Raw genomic sequence first — 15,617 nt, forward strand, 5'->3', positions numbered from 1 at the left:
AGCACGTTGCACAACGCGAGAACGTCACCCTGTTTGCGCTGTTGCTGGCCTCTTTCCAGACCTTGCTGCATCGCTACAGCGGTCAGGCCGACATCCGGGTCGGCGTGCCGGTGGCCAACCGCAATCGGGTCGAGACCGAAGGTCTGATTGGCTTCTTCGTCAACACTCAGGTGCTCAAGGCCGAGTTCGACAGCCAACAGACGTTCCGCAGCCTGCTGCAACAAGTGAAGCGCACTGTGCTCGACGCTCAGGCTCATCAGGACCTGCCGTTCGAGCAATTGGTCGACGCCTTGCAGCCGGAACGCAGTCTGAGCCACAGCCCCTTGTTCCAGGTGCTGCATAACCACCAGAGTCAGGCGCGACAGGGTAGCGGTGCGACACGTCTGCCGCAGATCACTATCGAGGGCCTGAACTGGACCTCGCACACGGCGCAATTCGACCTGACGCTGGACACGTTCGAATCAGCCGATAACGTCTGGGCCGAACTGACTTACGCCACTGACCTGTTCGACGCCACCACCTTGCAACGCCTGGCGCAGCACTGGACGAATCTGTTGCACGGCATCGTTGCCGATTGCTCCCGGCGCATTGCCGAGTTGCCGCTGCACGACAACGCCGAGCGTCAAGCCACTCTGTTGCAATGGAACCCGGCCGTGGCCGACTTCCCGAGCGAAGCGTGCCTGCATCAACTGATCGAAGCGCAAGTCGAGCGCGCCCCGCAAGCGATTGCCGTGACCTGTGCCGAGCAGACGCTGAGCTACGGCGAGCTCAACAGCCGCGCCAACCAATTGGCCCACAAGCTGATCGCCAGTGGTGTTGGCCCTGACGTGCGCGTCGGTCTGGCGGTGGAGCGCAGTCTGGAAATGCTGGTGGGTCTACTGGCCATTCTCAAGGCTGGCGGCGCCTATGTCCCGCTCGATCCGAGCTATCCGCAAGATCGTCTGAGCTACATGATCGGCGACAGCGGCATCGAATTACTGCTGACGCAAAGTCATCTGCTGGAATGTCTGCCGGTGCCGGATTGCGTCCGCAGCCTGATGCTCGATCAGGAGCATGACGGTCTCGAAAGCTACAGCGACAACAATCCGCAAGTGTGCATGAGCGCGGACAACCTGGCTTACGTGATTTACACCTCCGGCTCGACCGGTCAACCGAAAGGTACTTTGCTCGCCCACCGCAACGTCTTGCGCTTGTTCGAAGCGACCGATTCCTGGTTCGATTTCGGCCCGCAGGATGTCTGGAGTCTGTTCCATTCCTACGCGTTCGACTTCTCGGTGTGGGAGATTTTCGGTGCGTTGCTGTACGGCGGCAAACTGGTGGTGGTGCCTTACGAGGTCAGCCGTTCGCCGGAAGATTTCCATGGGTTGTTGTGCCGCGAAGGCATCACCGTGCTCAACCAGACGCCGTCGGCGTTCAAGCAACTGATGCAAGTGGCCTGCGCCCCCGAACACGCGGCAGCGCAACCGTCCCTGCGTTACGTGGTGTTCGGCGGCGAGGCGCTGGAAGTCAAAAGCTTGCGCCCCTGGTTCGAGCGTTTTGGCGATCAGGCCCCGCAACTGATCAACATGTACGGCATCACCGAAACCACCGTACACGTGACCTACCGTCCGTTGTCGATGGCTGATCTGCAACGTGATGCCAGCAGCCCGATTGGCGAGCCGATCCCGGACCTGTCGTGGTATCTGCTCGACGGCGATCTGAACCCGGTGGCCAAGGGTTGCATCGGTGAGTTGTACGTCGGGCGTGCCGGTCTGGCGCGGGGGTATCTGAACCGTCCTGACCTGACCGCATCGCGCTTCATTGCTGATCCGTTCGCCGCGGATGGCGGGCGTCTGTATCGCACGGGAGACCTGGCGCGTTATCGCGCCGATGGCGTGATCGAATACGTCGGTCGAATCGACCATCAGGTGAAGATCCGTGGCTTCCGTATCGAGTTGGGCGAAATCGAAGCGCAATTGCTCGAACAAGCCGCCGTGCGTCAGGCTGTGGTGCTGGCGCAACCGGGCCTTAGCGGTCAGCAACTGGTCGCCTGGCTGGTGCCGGACGACGTTACATTGCTTGAAGCCAGCCCTGCCGAACAGGCGCAGTGGCGCGACAAGGTGCGTGCTCAACTCAAGGAAAACCTGCCGGATCACATGATCCCGGCACACCTGTTGCTGCTGGCGCAACTGCCGCTGACCGGCAACGGCAAACTCAACCGCAGCGCACTGCCGTCTCCGGATGCGAGTCAGGCACAGCAAGCCTATCAGGCACCGCAAACCGAGCTGGAACAGCGCTTGGCGGCCATCTGGCAAGACGTACTGAAACTGCCGCAAGTCGGTTTGAACGACAACTTCTTTGAGCTGGGCGGCGACTCGATCATTTCGATTCAAGTGGTCAGCCGTGCACGTCAGGCAGGTATTCGCCTCAATCCCAAAGACCTGTTCCAGCACCAGACCGTGCAGCGTCTGGCGCTGGTCGCACAATTGGGCATTGAGGAATCGACGATCGATCAGCGAGCGGTGACCGGCGCAGCACAGCTATTGCCGATTCAGCAGCAGTTTTTCGAAGACCAGATTCCGGAACGTCACCACTGGAACCAGTCAGTGCTGCTCAAACCGCGTCAGACGCTGGACGCCGCCAAGGTCGAGCAGGTGCTGCGTGCGCTGGTGGGGCATCACGACGCCTTGCGCCTGAGCTTCGTTGCGCACGATGGCTTGTGGCAGGCCAAGCATCGCGCGGTTGAAGACCCGCCGCACAATCTGCTTTGGCAAGAAGACGTCCTCGATGCCGCGGCGCTGGAAGCGTTGGGCAACCGCGCCCAGCGCAGCCTCGATCTGCAAAACGGGCCATTGCTGCGTGCGGTGTTGGCGACGCTGGCCGATGGCTCTCAGCGTTTGCAATTGGTGATCCATCACTTGGTGGTGGACGGGGTGTCGTGGCGGATTCTGCTCGAAGATCTGCAAAATGCTTATCAGCAATTGCTCAACGATCAGCCCCTGAACCTGCCGTCGAAAACCAGCGCCTTCAAGGACTGGAGCGAGCACTTGCAGGGTTACGCCAACAGCCCGGCGTTGCAGGCCGAACTGGCTTATTGGCAGGCCTGCCTGAGCAATGTCGGCGCTGATCTGCCGTGCAAGCGCGCCGACGCCAGCGAGCAAAATCGACTGGCGCAGACCGTCCAGACTCGTTTGAGTCCTGAGCTGACCCGACAACTGCTGCAAGAAGCGCCGGCGGCTTATCGCACTCAGGTCAACGACCTGTTGCTGACGGCACTGGCCCGCGTCATTGGCCGCTGGAGCGGGCAGGCTTCGACGCTGATTCAGCTTGAAGGCCATGGTCGCGAAGAACTGTTTGACGGTGTCGACCTGACCCGCACCGTCGGCTGGTTCACCAGCCTGTTCCCGGTGCGCCTGACCCCTGCGGCACTGCCGGGCGATTCAATCAAACAGATCAAGGAACAACTGCGCTCGATCCCGAACAAGGGCATTGGCTTCGGCGCGTTGCGTCACCTCGGTGATGCCCAAGTGCAAGACAGCTTGCGCGCCTTGCCGACTCCACGGATTACCTTCAACTACCTGGGCCAGTTCGACGGCAGTTTCGAAAGCGACGACGGCGCGCTGTTCGTCCCGTCGCCGGATAACGCCGGCCTCGATCAGAGCCCGGACGCGCCGTTGGGCAACTGGCTGACCCTTAACGGTCAGGTGTATGGCGGCGAACTGAGCATCGGCTGGACCTTCAGTAGCGAACGTTTCGACAGCGCGGTGATTGAAGCGCTGGCCGAAGATTACGCTCAGGAACTTGCGGCGTTGACCGGGCATTGCCTGACGCCGGGGGTGGAAGGGCTGACACCGTCGGACTTCCCGCTGGCGCGGCTGACTCAGGCTCAGCTCGACGGCTTGCCGACTTCGCCACATCTGGTCGAGGACATCTATCCGTTGTCACCGATGCAGCAGGGCATGTTGTTCCACACCCTCTATGCGCAACAGTCCGGCGATTACATCAACCAGATGTGTGTTGCCGTGGATGGCTTGCAGGTCGAGCGATTCCGCGAGGCCTGGCAAGCGGCGATGGACAGCCATGAAGTGCTGCGCAGCGGTTTCGTCTGGGAGGGTGATCTGCCGTGTCCGCTGCAAGTGATCCACAAGGGACTGCAGGTGCCGTTCAGCGTGCTCGACTGGCGTGATCGCGGTGATTTGCCCCAGGCCCTGAGGGATCTGGAGCTTGCACAGCGCCAGCAGGGTTTTGACCTGCACGCGGCACCGTTGCTGCGTTTGGTGGTGGTGCGAGTGGCGGCCGAGCGTTATCAGCTGATTTACACCTCTCACCATATTTTGATGGATGGCTGGAGCAACTCGCAGTTGCTCGGCGAAGTCTTGCAGCGCTACCACGGTCAAGCGCCGGTGATGGGGGCCGGGCGTTATCGCGATTACATCGAATGGCTGGCGCGACAGGACGCGCAGGTCACCGAAAACTTCTGGAAAGGCCAGTTGGCCGACTTCGAGACACCGACCTATCTGGCCGATGCCGTGGCACGCAGCGCTGACGCCACGGTCGCAGGACAGGGCGAGCATTTGCTCACACTGGACAGCGATGTGACCGCCGAACTCAACCGCTTCGCCCGTGCGCAAAAAGTCACGGTCAACACCCTGGTGCAAGCCGCGTGGCTGTTGCTGTTGCAGCGCTACACCGGGCAAGACACCGTTGCGTTCGGTGCCACCGTATCGGGTCGTCCGGCGCAGTTGAGTGGCGTCGAAGGCCAGATCGGTCTGTTCATCAACACCTTGCCGATCATCGCCAGCCCACGAGCCGAGCAGCCGTTGCCGCAATGGTTGCAACAGGTGCAGGCGCAAAACCTGTTGCTGCGCGAGCAGGAACACACACCGCTGTTCGACATTCAACGCTGGGCCGGGCAGAGCGGGGAGGCGTTGTTCGACAACATTCTGGTGTTCGAGAACTACCCGATTGCCGAAGCCTTGCAGCAAGCCGCGTCGGACGACCTGCGCTTTGGCGATGTCGAGCGTCATGAGCAGACCAACTATGCGCTGACGTTGATGGTCAACCTGGATGAGCAGTTGACCGTGCACTTCAGCTATCAGCACGCAAGCTTCGCCGCCGACACGGTGGTCAAACTGTCGACGCAGTTGCAACAACTCCTGACCGATATGAGCGCCAGTGCTGATCGTTGCGTGGGTGAATGGAAGCTGCTGGATGCGGCGGGCGAACGACAAATGCTGCAGGACTGGAATCCGGTCGTGGCCGACTTCCCGAGCGAAGCCTGCCTGCATCAATTGATCGAGGCGCAAGCCGAGCGCGCCCCGCAGGCGATTGCCGTGACCTGTGCCGAGCAGACACTGAGCTACGGCGAACTCAACCGTCGCGCCAACCAATTGGCCCACAAGCTCATCGCCAGTGGCGTCGGCCCGGACGTGCGCATTGGCCTGGCGGTGGAGCGCAGCCTCGAAATGCTGGTCGGTCTACTGGCGATTCTCAAGGCCGGTGGCGCCTATGTGCCGCTCGATCCAAGCTATCCGCAGGATCGCCTTGCCTACATGATTGATGACAGCGGCATCGAATTGCTGCTGACGCAAAGTCATTTGCTGGATCGTCTACCGGTGCCGGATTGCGTACGCAGTCTGAAGCTCGATCAGGATCGCGACGGCCTTGAACGCTACAGCGACAGTAACCCGCAGGTGCGCATGAGCCCGGATAACCTGGCTTACGTGATTTACACCTCGGGCTCCACCGGTCAGCCGAAAGGCGCCTTGCTCGCCCATCACAACGTTCTGCGCCTGTTTAAGGCGACCGACGCCTGGTTCGATTTCGGCCCGCAGGATGTCTGGAGCCTGTTCCATTCCTACGCGTTCGACTTCTCGGTCTGGGAGATTTTCGGTGCGCTGCTGTACGGTGGCAAACTGGTGGTGGTGCCTTATGAGGTCAGCCGCTCGCCGGAAGATTTCCATGCGTTGCTGTGCCGCGAAGGGATTACGGTGCTCAACCAGACGCCGTCGGCGTTCAAACAACTGATGCAAGTGGCCTGCGCCCCGGAGCACGCGGCAGCGCAATCTTCCCTGCGTTACGTGGTGTTCGGTGGTGAGGCGCTGGAGGTCGAGAGCCTGCGTCCATGGTTCGAGCGTTTTGGCGACCAGGCCCCGCAACTGATCAACATGTACGGCATCACCGAAACCACCGTGCACGTGACGTATCGTCCCGTCTCGCTGGCCGATTTGCAGAGTGACGCCAGCAGCCCGATTGGCGAGCCGATCCCGGACTTGTCGTGGTACTTGCTTGATGGCGATCTGAACCCGGTCGTCAAGGGTTGCATCGGTGAGTTGTACGTTGGGCGCGCCGGTCTGGCGCGGGGTTATCTGAACCGTCCTGATCTGACCGCATTGCGCTTCATTCCTGATCCGTTCGCCGCGGATGGCGGGCGTCTGTATCGCACGGGAGATCTGGCGCGTTATCGCGCCGATGGCGTGATCGAATATGTCGGGCGAATCGACCATCAGGTGAAGATTCGCGGGTTCCGTATCGAGCTGGGTGAAATCGAAGCCCGTCTGTTGCAGATCGCAACCGTGAGCCAGGCACTGGTGCTGGCGCAACCGGGCATAAGCGGTCAGCAACTGGTTGCATGGCTGGTGCCACACGATGCTGCACTGATCCAGGCCAGCCCGGCCGAACAAGGCCTGTGGCGTGACCGCGTACGTGCCGAACTCAAGGAAAATCTGCCGGACTACATGGTCCCGGCGCACATCCTGTTACTTGCCAGCCTGCCATTGACGCCCAACGGCAAAATCGATCGCAAGGCCTTGCCTGGCGTCGACAGTGTTGTTGCTGCAGGCGATTTCGTTGCTCCGGTCGGTGCGCTGGAACAACAAATTGCAGCGATCTGGCAGGGCGTGCTGGCACTCGATCAGGTCAGTCGCGAGGACCACTTCTTCGAGCTGGGCGGGCACTCGCTGCTCGCCACGCAAGCGGTGTCGCGCCTGCGCAAACTGACCAGCGGGACGTTGGGGCTGCGTGACCTGTTCAATCATCCGCGCCTCAAGGATCTGGCAGCGTGGATGGCTCAGGAGCAAACGCCAACCGAGGACGGTTCGGTCAGTCAGTCCGTTCCGCTAAAGGCCTGGGGTAGCAAGTCGACGGCGCCGTTGTCGTTGGTGCAACGCCGCTTGTGGGTCGCTGAGCAGTTGTCCGGTGGCAGTTCCGCGTATGGCATGCCGCTGGCCTTGCGCTTGCGTGGCGAGCTGTCGGTTGAACGCTTCGTCAGCAGTTTCGCCGAAGTGGTGCGCCGCCATGAAGTGCTGCGCACGGCATATTCCCAGGACGATGAAGGTGATCCGATCGCATTGATTTGCGAGCAGGTAGAGGTCGACTTCCCGGTACTTGATTTGTCCGCGCTGTCGCGCAGTGCCCAGGAAGAACACGTCGCGCAAGCGGCGCTGGATAACGCACGCACACCGATCGATCTGCAACAGGCGCCGTTGTGGCGCGGGCGCATTCTGCATCTGTCGGCCACCGAGCATGTGTTGCTGTTCTCGATGCATCACATCATCTCCGACGGTTGGTCGATGGGCGTGCTGGTCAATGAGTTGGTGCAGATCTATGAGTTGAGCAAGGCGGGGGATGCCACGCCGTTGCCGGCGCTGGAAGTGCAGTATTCCGACTTCGCCTTGTGGCAACAGGAACTGGAGCGCAAAGGGATTCTTGGTCAGCAGGCGGCTTACTGGAAAGACGCGCTCGACGGTTACAGCGGGCAGCTCAACCTGCCACTGGACACGCCGCGCGGGGCAATTGCCTCATACGACGGTGACGCCGTGCAGTTCCATCTGCCGGGGGCTTTGAGCCAGGCTTTGCGCAGGCTCTCCACCGAGGCCGGCGTGACGTTGTACAGCACGCTGCTGGCGTCGTTCCAGGTGTTGCTGCACCGCTTCGGCAATGGCGCCGATGTGGTGGTCGGTGCCGACGTAGCCGGGCGCGAGCAACCGGAGCTGGAGCGGTTGATCGGGTTCTTCGTCAACGTGCTGCCGCTGCGTTCACGCTTCGACGCGGCGGCGACGTTTGCCACGTTCCTCACCCGCACCCAGGACAATCTGCTCGGCGCGCTGGAGCATCAGGACCTGCCGCTGGACATGATCATCGACACCTCGGGCGTGCCACGGCACAAGGGCATGAATCCGCTGGTGCAGGTGTTGTTCGTGATGAACAACCTGCCGGGCCGCACTCAGTCCATGGGTGGTTTGAGCGTCGAGCCGCTGGCGGCATTGCAGACCCATTCTAAATTCGACATGGCATTGTTCGTTGACGAAGAAGAAGGGCAATTGCTGGGCAATTGGCAATTCGCCACAACCTTGTTCGGACACGAGCGCATTCAGTACCTGGTGAAGGCCTGGATAGCTCTGTTGGAACAGATCGTCGCTGATCAGGACATTCAATTGGGAGCTATCAGCATGCCAGTCGACAACTTAGCCGTGGCCGCCAGGCCGGCTGCGCCCGGGCCCAAGGCCGATAAGCTCGGCAAGTTTCTCAAACGCGGCGCCGCGCCGGTGGCCAAGGTTCGCCCGGCGCCGGTCCGTGAGTCGCTGATCGCCGCGCCGCAGCCGTTTCCGCTGCTGATGGAGCCGAACGAGCCGCAACTGGACTTGATCGAGTGGATCAAGAACAACCGCCCGCTGATCGAAGAGAAGCTTGCTACTCACGCCGGCATTTTGTTCCGCGGTTTTGAGCTCGACGGCATTCAGGGTTTTGAGGCGTTCGCCGAAGCGATTCAACCGGGCCTGTACGGCCAGTACGGCGACCTGCCGAAGAAGGAGGGCGGCAAGAACACCTACCGCTCTACGCCGTACCCGGAACGCAAGATGATTCTGTTCCACAACGAGAGCTCCCATCAGGATCGCTGGCCGCGCAAGCAGATGTTTTATTGCGAGCAGGCCGCGCCGGTGGGCGGCGCGACGCCGGTGGTGGACTGCCGTCTGATGTACGAAAAAATGCCGGCGGACCTGCGTGACAAATTTGAGGCTAAGGGCCTGCTTTACGTGCGCACCTTCACCGACAACCTCGACGTGTCGTGGCAGCACTTCTTCAAGACCGAAGACCGTGCTGAAGTCGAGGCCCGTTGCCGGGCTGGCGGTATCGAGTGGCGCTGGCTCGACAACAACGAACTGCAAACCCGCACCCCGGGGCCGGCCGTGATCCGTCACCCGATCACCGGCGCCAAGTCGTTCTTCAATCAGGTGCAGTTGCACCACATCTACTGGCTGGAGCCGGATGTGCGTGAAGACCTGTTGTCGATGTTCGGCGCCGAACGCATGCCGCGTCACGTGTATTACGGCGACGGCACACCGATTGAAGACGAGGTCATGCAGCGCATCGGCGATTTGTACGAAGCGTGCGCCGTGCGTTTCGACTGGCAAAAAGGCGATGCGATTCTGCTCGACAACATGCTGGTGGCTCACGCTCGTGATCCGTTCGAGGGCCCGCGCAAAATTGTCGTGGCCATGGGCGACATGTATGACCACAGCATCCTGAAGCCCGGGCAAACCGTGCGCGGCGCATTGAACACCGAGGAAAGCGGAGCATGAACGAGGCCATGATGGACGCACAGGATCCGGGTTTCGCCCTGACGCCTGAGCAACAGGCGCTGCTGGAGCAGCTGTCGAACACGGCGACCTGTGGCGAGGCGTTGCGTTGGTTGAGCGTGATCATCGAGGGCGACCTCGATCCGCAGCGCTTGCAGGCCGCGTTCGATTCGCTGCTGGCGCAACAGCCGATGCTGCTGGCGCGGCTGGGTAAAGTCGCCGGTTTCCATGGCTTGCGCCAAGCTGCCTCGGGCGTCGGACGCTTTCCGTTGACGATTCGGGCGGGCGAGCAGCGTGCCGAGGAAATCCAGGCGCAGATCGGTGAGTCGATGGGCCGCGCGTTTGTCATTGGCGAATCGGCAAGCGTCGAGGCTGTGCTTTATCGGCTGGCGCCGCAGCAATGGCAGTTGTTGCTGGGTGTCGCGCGTTACAGCGCCGATGCGTTATCGCTGAATCTGCTGCTTGAGCAAGTACAGCATGCGTACACCGGCGACCAGACTGAGGAAGACGAGGCGCCGGGCGAGTTTGCGCAGTACCTGGAATGGCGCAGTGAAGTGGTGCTCGATGAAGACGCCGGCACTGCCCGTGCGTATTGGCAGCAACAGTTGCAAGGTGTGCAGGCGGACATCGCCACGCCATGGCTGGCCGCACGCAGCACAAGTGTTGAAAGGACCGCGGCCGACACGCACCTGTCGTTATCGCTGCAACCGACGCAGCTCCAAGCCCTAAAGGCCTTGGCCGAACAACTCGGTCAGCCCGTTGCCACGCTGCTGCAAGGCGCGTGGTGGCTGTTGCTGGGACGGTTGAGCGGACTTGAACAGGTATTGGTCGGTGTGCGCCATGACAGTCGCATCGACTATGAATACTTCGCGAATGCCGTGGGTGTGTTCGAGAAAACCTTGCCGCTGTCTGTGGCGTTGCCTGCCAGCGCCCGGTTCAGCGATTGGCTGGTAGAACTGGCAGCGCGTCTTGACGAACAGCGTACCTGGCAAGAGTACTGGACAGCGGAACTTGCACCCGACGCGGCGCGCCCGGCTTACGGGTTTTCCCTGGCTCAGGTTGGTCGGATCGACAGCCGCGGCGGTTTGCGCTGGTCGCCATCCGCAGCTGTACCTGTGCAGCCGGATGCATTCGAGTTGCTGTTACAGGTGCAGCTGAATGATGCGCAGCAACTGGTAGCGGTGGAGTTTCTGTACGCCAGCTCGCGTTATTCACCGGCGACGGCCAGCGTCGTTCTGGAACAGTTCGGCGAGTTGCTCGACTCGATCATTGCCGCACCGGACACCGCCTTGGCGCAGCTCAGCCTGCTCGGTCGCGCCGAAGAGCAGCGGTTGCTGGCAATCAATCCGTCGATGCAGACCTTGGCTGACAGCCGTTACCTGCCGCAGCGCATCGCTGATTGGGCGACCCATACACCCGATGCCGTTGCGTTGACTGACACGCGAGAGCAGTTGAGCTACGGTCAGTTGCAAGTTCGGGTCGACAACGTCGCGCAGGGCCTCAAGGCACTAGGGCTGGGTGAGGGTTCGATTGTCGCGCTGGCGTTTCCGCGCTCGGCGGATCTGGTGATTGCCATGTTGGCGAGCTGGCGCATCGGTGCGGCTTATCTGCCGCTGGACGTGCACTGGCCGCAGGCACGTCAGGCATTGATGCTGGAACAGGCCGGCGCTGCTCTGCTGCTGACCGATGCAACGCACCTGCCGGCCTGGCAGGATCAAGTGCACAAGGCGCTGACGCTGGCTGAAGTCGTTCAGTCGGCTGCACCGTTGTCGGCAATTGCCACCAACGGCAACGACATCGCGTATGTGCTGTTTACTTCAGGCTCCACGGGCATGCCAAAAGGCGTGGTGATCGAACACCGGCAACTGCTCAACTATACGGCTCAAGCCAGTCAGGCGCTGGGGCTGGATCAGTGCACTAACGTCGGTTTCAGTTCAACGGTGGCAGCGGATCTGGGCAACACGGCGTTGTTCGGTGCGTTGTTCAACGGTGCAACGCTGCATGTCGCCAGCGACGAGCAGATGCAGGACGGCGCGTTGTTCGCCGAGTATCTGCAACAACGGCAGATCGATTGCCTGAAGATCGTGCCGTCGCACCTCGCCGCGCTGCTTGACAGCGAGCGGTCGAGCCTGCCACGCACGCTGGTGCTGGGTGGCGAGCCGATTGCGCCGACGCTGATCGAACGCATTGCGCGCTTGCGCAACGACTGCCGCGTGTTCAACCACTACGGCCCGACCGAGGCCACGGTCGGCGTCATGATTCATCCGTTGGATCTTCATGGCACGGCAAGCGATAGTTCGGCGTTGACGCAAGTGCTGGGCAATAACCAGGTTTACGTGCTGGACGCTGAGTTGCGTCTGGCGCCGACGGGTGTGCTGGGCGAGTTGTATCTGGGCGGCGCGCAGCTGTGCCGTGGCTATTTGAATGTCGAGGCGGATGAGCAGACGTTTATCCAGAGCCCGTTTGATCCGGCACAACGTCTGTACCGCTCTGGCGACCTCGCGCGTTATCGCGCAGACGGCGCGATCCAGTTGCACGGTCGACGTGATCAGCAAGTCAAAGTGCGCGGTTTCCGCATTGAGCTGACGGAGATTGAAGCTGAGCTTCTGCGCCTGCCGCAGATTGCCGAAGCCTTGGTGCTGCCGGCCGCCTCGGCGGAGCAGGGATTGTTGGCCTTCGTCGTGGCGCAGCAGGGAATGTCGGCGGGCTTGCTGGACGCCGCGCGAGCAGAACTGGGTGCGCGTCTGCCGAGTGTGATGGTGCCGCAGCACCTGCAATTGATCGAGCGCTTCCCACGGTTGGCCAACGGCAAGATTGATCGCAAGTCGTTGCAGCAATTGGCGGGAGCGGCGGCAGATGACGAATATGCCGCACCGCGCGACGCACTGGAGCAATTGCTTGCAACCCGCATGGCGCAGTTGCTCGGGCTTGAACGCCTGGGCATCGACCGCGACTTTTTTGCCGCCGGTGGCCATTCGTTGCTGGTGATCAAACTGGTGGCCGGGATTCGCAAATTGTTGCAGTGCGAAGTTCATCCGGGGCTGGTTTTCGATCATCCGACCGTGGCGTCTTTGGCGTTGGCATTGCGGGCCTTGGAAAGCGCTCCGGGGCAGTTGGAGAAGATCGCCCAGGTGCGCTTGCGCATGGATGCGATGAGTCCCGAGGAAAAGACTCGTCTGGCCGAACAGGCTCGCCAGCTACAAGCCGCCAAGGCTTCGCAAACAAGCTGACACAGCAAGAAACAAAAGGCCGTCGCCCACAGCGACGGCCTTTTTTTTTAACTTTTCTCGTAAATGATAAATAAACTCATTCCGGTTTTTTGCAGGTGCTGCGTCTTACTTAGGTATGTGGGCAAATCAGGTCGGGCAGGGCAGCCCCAAACACCGGATTTGTTCAGCAGAAAGATTTCGTCGTTGTCCAGCCAGATGACCGCGCCCGGGGAGGGGCCGGTCGGCCATGTACTGAGATGTCGCCCCGTGGGCCGTTGACAGTGCGTGGCTCCCTTGTGCCGACAACGGCGGGCCCCTCGGCCCAATGGACTTCCACTTCTACCAATAATAGAGAGCACGATGTCAGCAATTCATGAGTTGAAACCTCTGTTCAAGGCACTCGTCATGTCCCGCGGCCTGCGTTCGCGTCGCGTATTGACCGGTCTGGGGCTGGTCTGCGTTATGCCACTCAGCGCCCAGGTGATGGCTGAAGACGTCAGCATCAACATTCCTGCTCAGTCGTTGCCGCAAGCGCTGCAAGCCTTCGGTCAGCAGACCAATCAACAAGTGATCTACAACGCTGACGACATGGCGGGCCTCAAGAGCCACGCGGTCAGCGGCAAGATGAGTCCGCAAGCGGCCGTCGCCGAACTGCTCAAGGGCACTGGCGTACGCTACAGCGTCGAGGGCAATACCCTGATGCTGGTGCGCAGCACTGCCACCGAAGGCCTGGAACTGGGCGCGACCACTATCAGCGCGCAACAGGTTGGCGCGACGACTGAAGGCAGCAACTCGTACACCTCCAACGCCGTGACGATCGGCAAGGGCACCCACACCCTCAAGGAAATTCCGCAGTCCATCACCGTGATGACCCGCAAGCAAATGGACGATCAGGACCTGGTCGACCTCAAGGATGCGCTCAACCAGACCACCGGCATCGTCGGCCTGCAAGGTGTCGGCAAGGGTTTGATCATTTCTTCCCGTGGTTTCCAGATCGATGACTGGCAGTACGACGGTGTGCCGATCCCGCGTAACACCTATTCGCTGGGCAACTGGGCTACCCAGGACCTGATCTTCTTTGATCGTCTGGAAATCCTGCGCGGTGCATCCGGGCTGTTGCAGGGCACCGGGAGCCCTGGCGGCGCGATCAACCTGGTACGCAAGCGCGGCCAGTCTGCTCCGACTGTGGCCATCACCGGCAAGGCCGGCTCATGGGATCACTATGGTCTGCAAGTTGACGCTGGCGGCCCGCTGAATCAGGCCGGCAACATTCGTGGTCGTATCGTTGCCGACGAAGATCAGAGCAATTCCTTCGTCGACAGCGAGTGGAGCAAGACCCACTCGCTGTATGGCTCGCTGGACTTCGATCTGAGTGATGACACCACTCTGGGCCTGGCGGTCAGCCGTACTGAAGGCGAATCGCGCCCAATGATCCGTGGCCTGCCACGTTACGCCGACGGTTCGATGCCGAACATCGGCCGTTCGACCTACGGCGGTGCCAAGTGGAACCACTCGCAGATCGATGTCACGACCCTCTACGCCGATCTCGAGCATCGTTTCAACGACGATTGGGCGTTCAAGGCCGGTGCTGTGCAAATGACCGAGACCAACACCTCGAAAAGCCAGCGCCTGCAAAGCTCCGGTGCCGGTCTCAAGCCTGATGGCAGCGGCCTGCAATATGCCGACTTCGTCACCGACTTCGATTCCACCAAGGTTGGTCTCGACATGAACCTGAACGGCAAGTTCGAAGCCTTGTCGATGCAGCAGGAAGTCATGCTGGGTGGCAACTACTCCCAACTGGAAACGGATGATCTGCTCGCCCGGACCTTCAACAACAGTGCCACCGACACGATCTTCAACATCAACAACAATCGCCCGGACATCAGCTACGACAGCTTGCTCAATACGCCGGGCGGGCGTGGGATCAAAAGCAAATACGATATCCGCCAGAAAGGTCTGTACGGTACCTGGCGTGTCAAACCGGTCGACGACCTGACCCTGGTGTTGGGCTCGCGTGTCAGCTGGTATGACTTCAGCTACAAGGCCAAGAACCAGGCTGCATTCACCGACACGTTTGTCGCCGATACGCCTAGCACTTCGAACGAAAGCGGTGAAGTCACCCCTTATGCCGGTATCGTTTACGACCTGAGTCGCGAGTGGGCGGTGTACGCCAGCTACACCGACGTGTTCCAGCCACAGACGAACCGTGATGCCGGTGGCTCGATACTCAAGCCGATCGTCGGCACCAACTATGAAATCGGCCTCAAGGGCGAGCTGATGGACGGTCGGGTCAACACCTCCCTGGCCCTGTTCCGGTATGACCAGGAAAACCGCGCCGTCGATGATATTTCCGGCGGTATGGAATGTGACGGCTGGTACTGCTCGACCGCTGCGGGCAAAGTGCGTAGCCAGGGCCTGGATGCCGAAATCAGTGGTGCGGTAACGGACAACCTGCAGCTGTTTGCCGGTTACACCTACAACACCACCAAGTACCTCGACGACCCGGACATGGAAGGTCGCACCTTCAGCACCTGGACGCCGAAACACATGCTGCGCGTGTGGGGCAACTACCAGTTCACCGGTGACTTGAACCGTCTCAGCACAGGTCTGGGTTTCACCACGCAGAACCACACCTTGGGTTACGAGGGCACTTATGAGGTGGCGGGTTACACCGTGTGGAACGCGCGTGTCGCCTACCAGCTGACGCCGGAGATCGGTCTGGCGGTCAACGCCAACAACCTGTTTGACAAGCAGTACATTACGTCGGCGTACAACCAGCTCAGCGGCAACAACAACTTCGGTGATCCACGTAACGTGATGTTCTCCGTGAAGTACACACCAGAGTTCTGAT

General features: G+C 60.9%; 3 protein-coding genes (1 of these 3 only partly in view). All 3 read left to right on the forward strand.

Features of this window, described 5'->3' with window-relative positions; all coding sequences use genetic code 11:
- On the forward strand, positions 1-9,560 hold the 3' portion of the coding sequence (locus H8B20_RS03935) for a non-ribosomal peptide synthase/polyketide synthase (protein WP_210622398.1). The gene continues 4,045 nt to the left of window position 1, outside the view; 9,560 of the gene's 13,605 nt are visible here — the last part of the coding sequence; its start codon lies off the left edge, out of view; it ends in the stop codon at positions 9,558-9,560.
- Positions 9,557-12,787 (forward strand): non-ribosomal peptide synthetase, encoded by a 3,231-nt coding sequence (locus H8B20_RS03940; RefSeq protein ID WP_210622399.1) that lies wholly within the window; start codon positions 9,557-9,559, stop codon positions 12,785-12,787. The genes H8B20_RS03935 and H8B20_RS03940 overlap by 4 nt, the downstream gene beginning before the upstream one ends.
- Before the next feature lie 339 nt (positions 12,788-13,126).
- Positions 13,127-15,616, forward strand: coding sequence for a TonB-dependent siderophore receptor (locus H8B20_RS03945; protein WP_210622400.1), 2,490 nt, complete (start codon positions 13,127-13,129; stop codon positions 15,614-15,616).
- Position 15,617 lies beyond the last annotated feature (1 nt).

Origin of the sequence: Pseudomonas sp. P42, from assembly GCF_017973755.1 — a bacterium.
Lineage (GTDB): Bacteria > Pseudomonadota > Gammaproteobacteria > Pseudomonadales > Pseudomonadaceae > Aquipseudomonas > Aquipseudomonas iridis.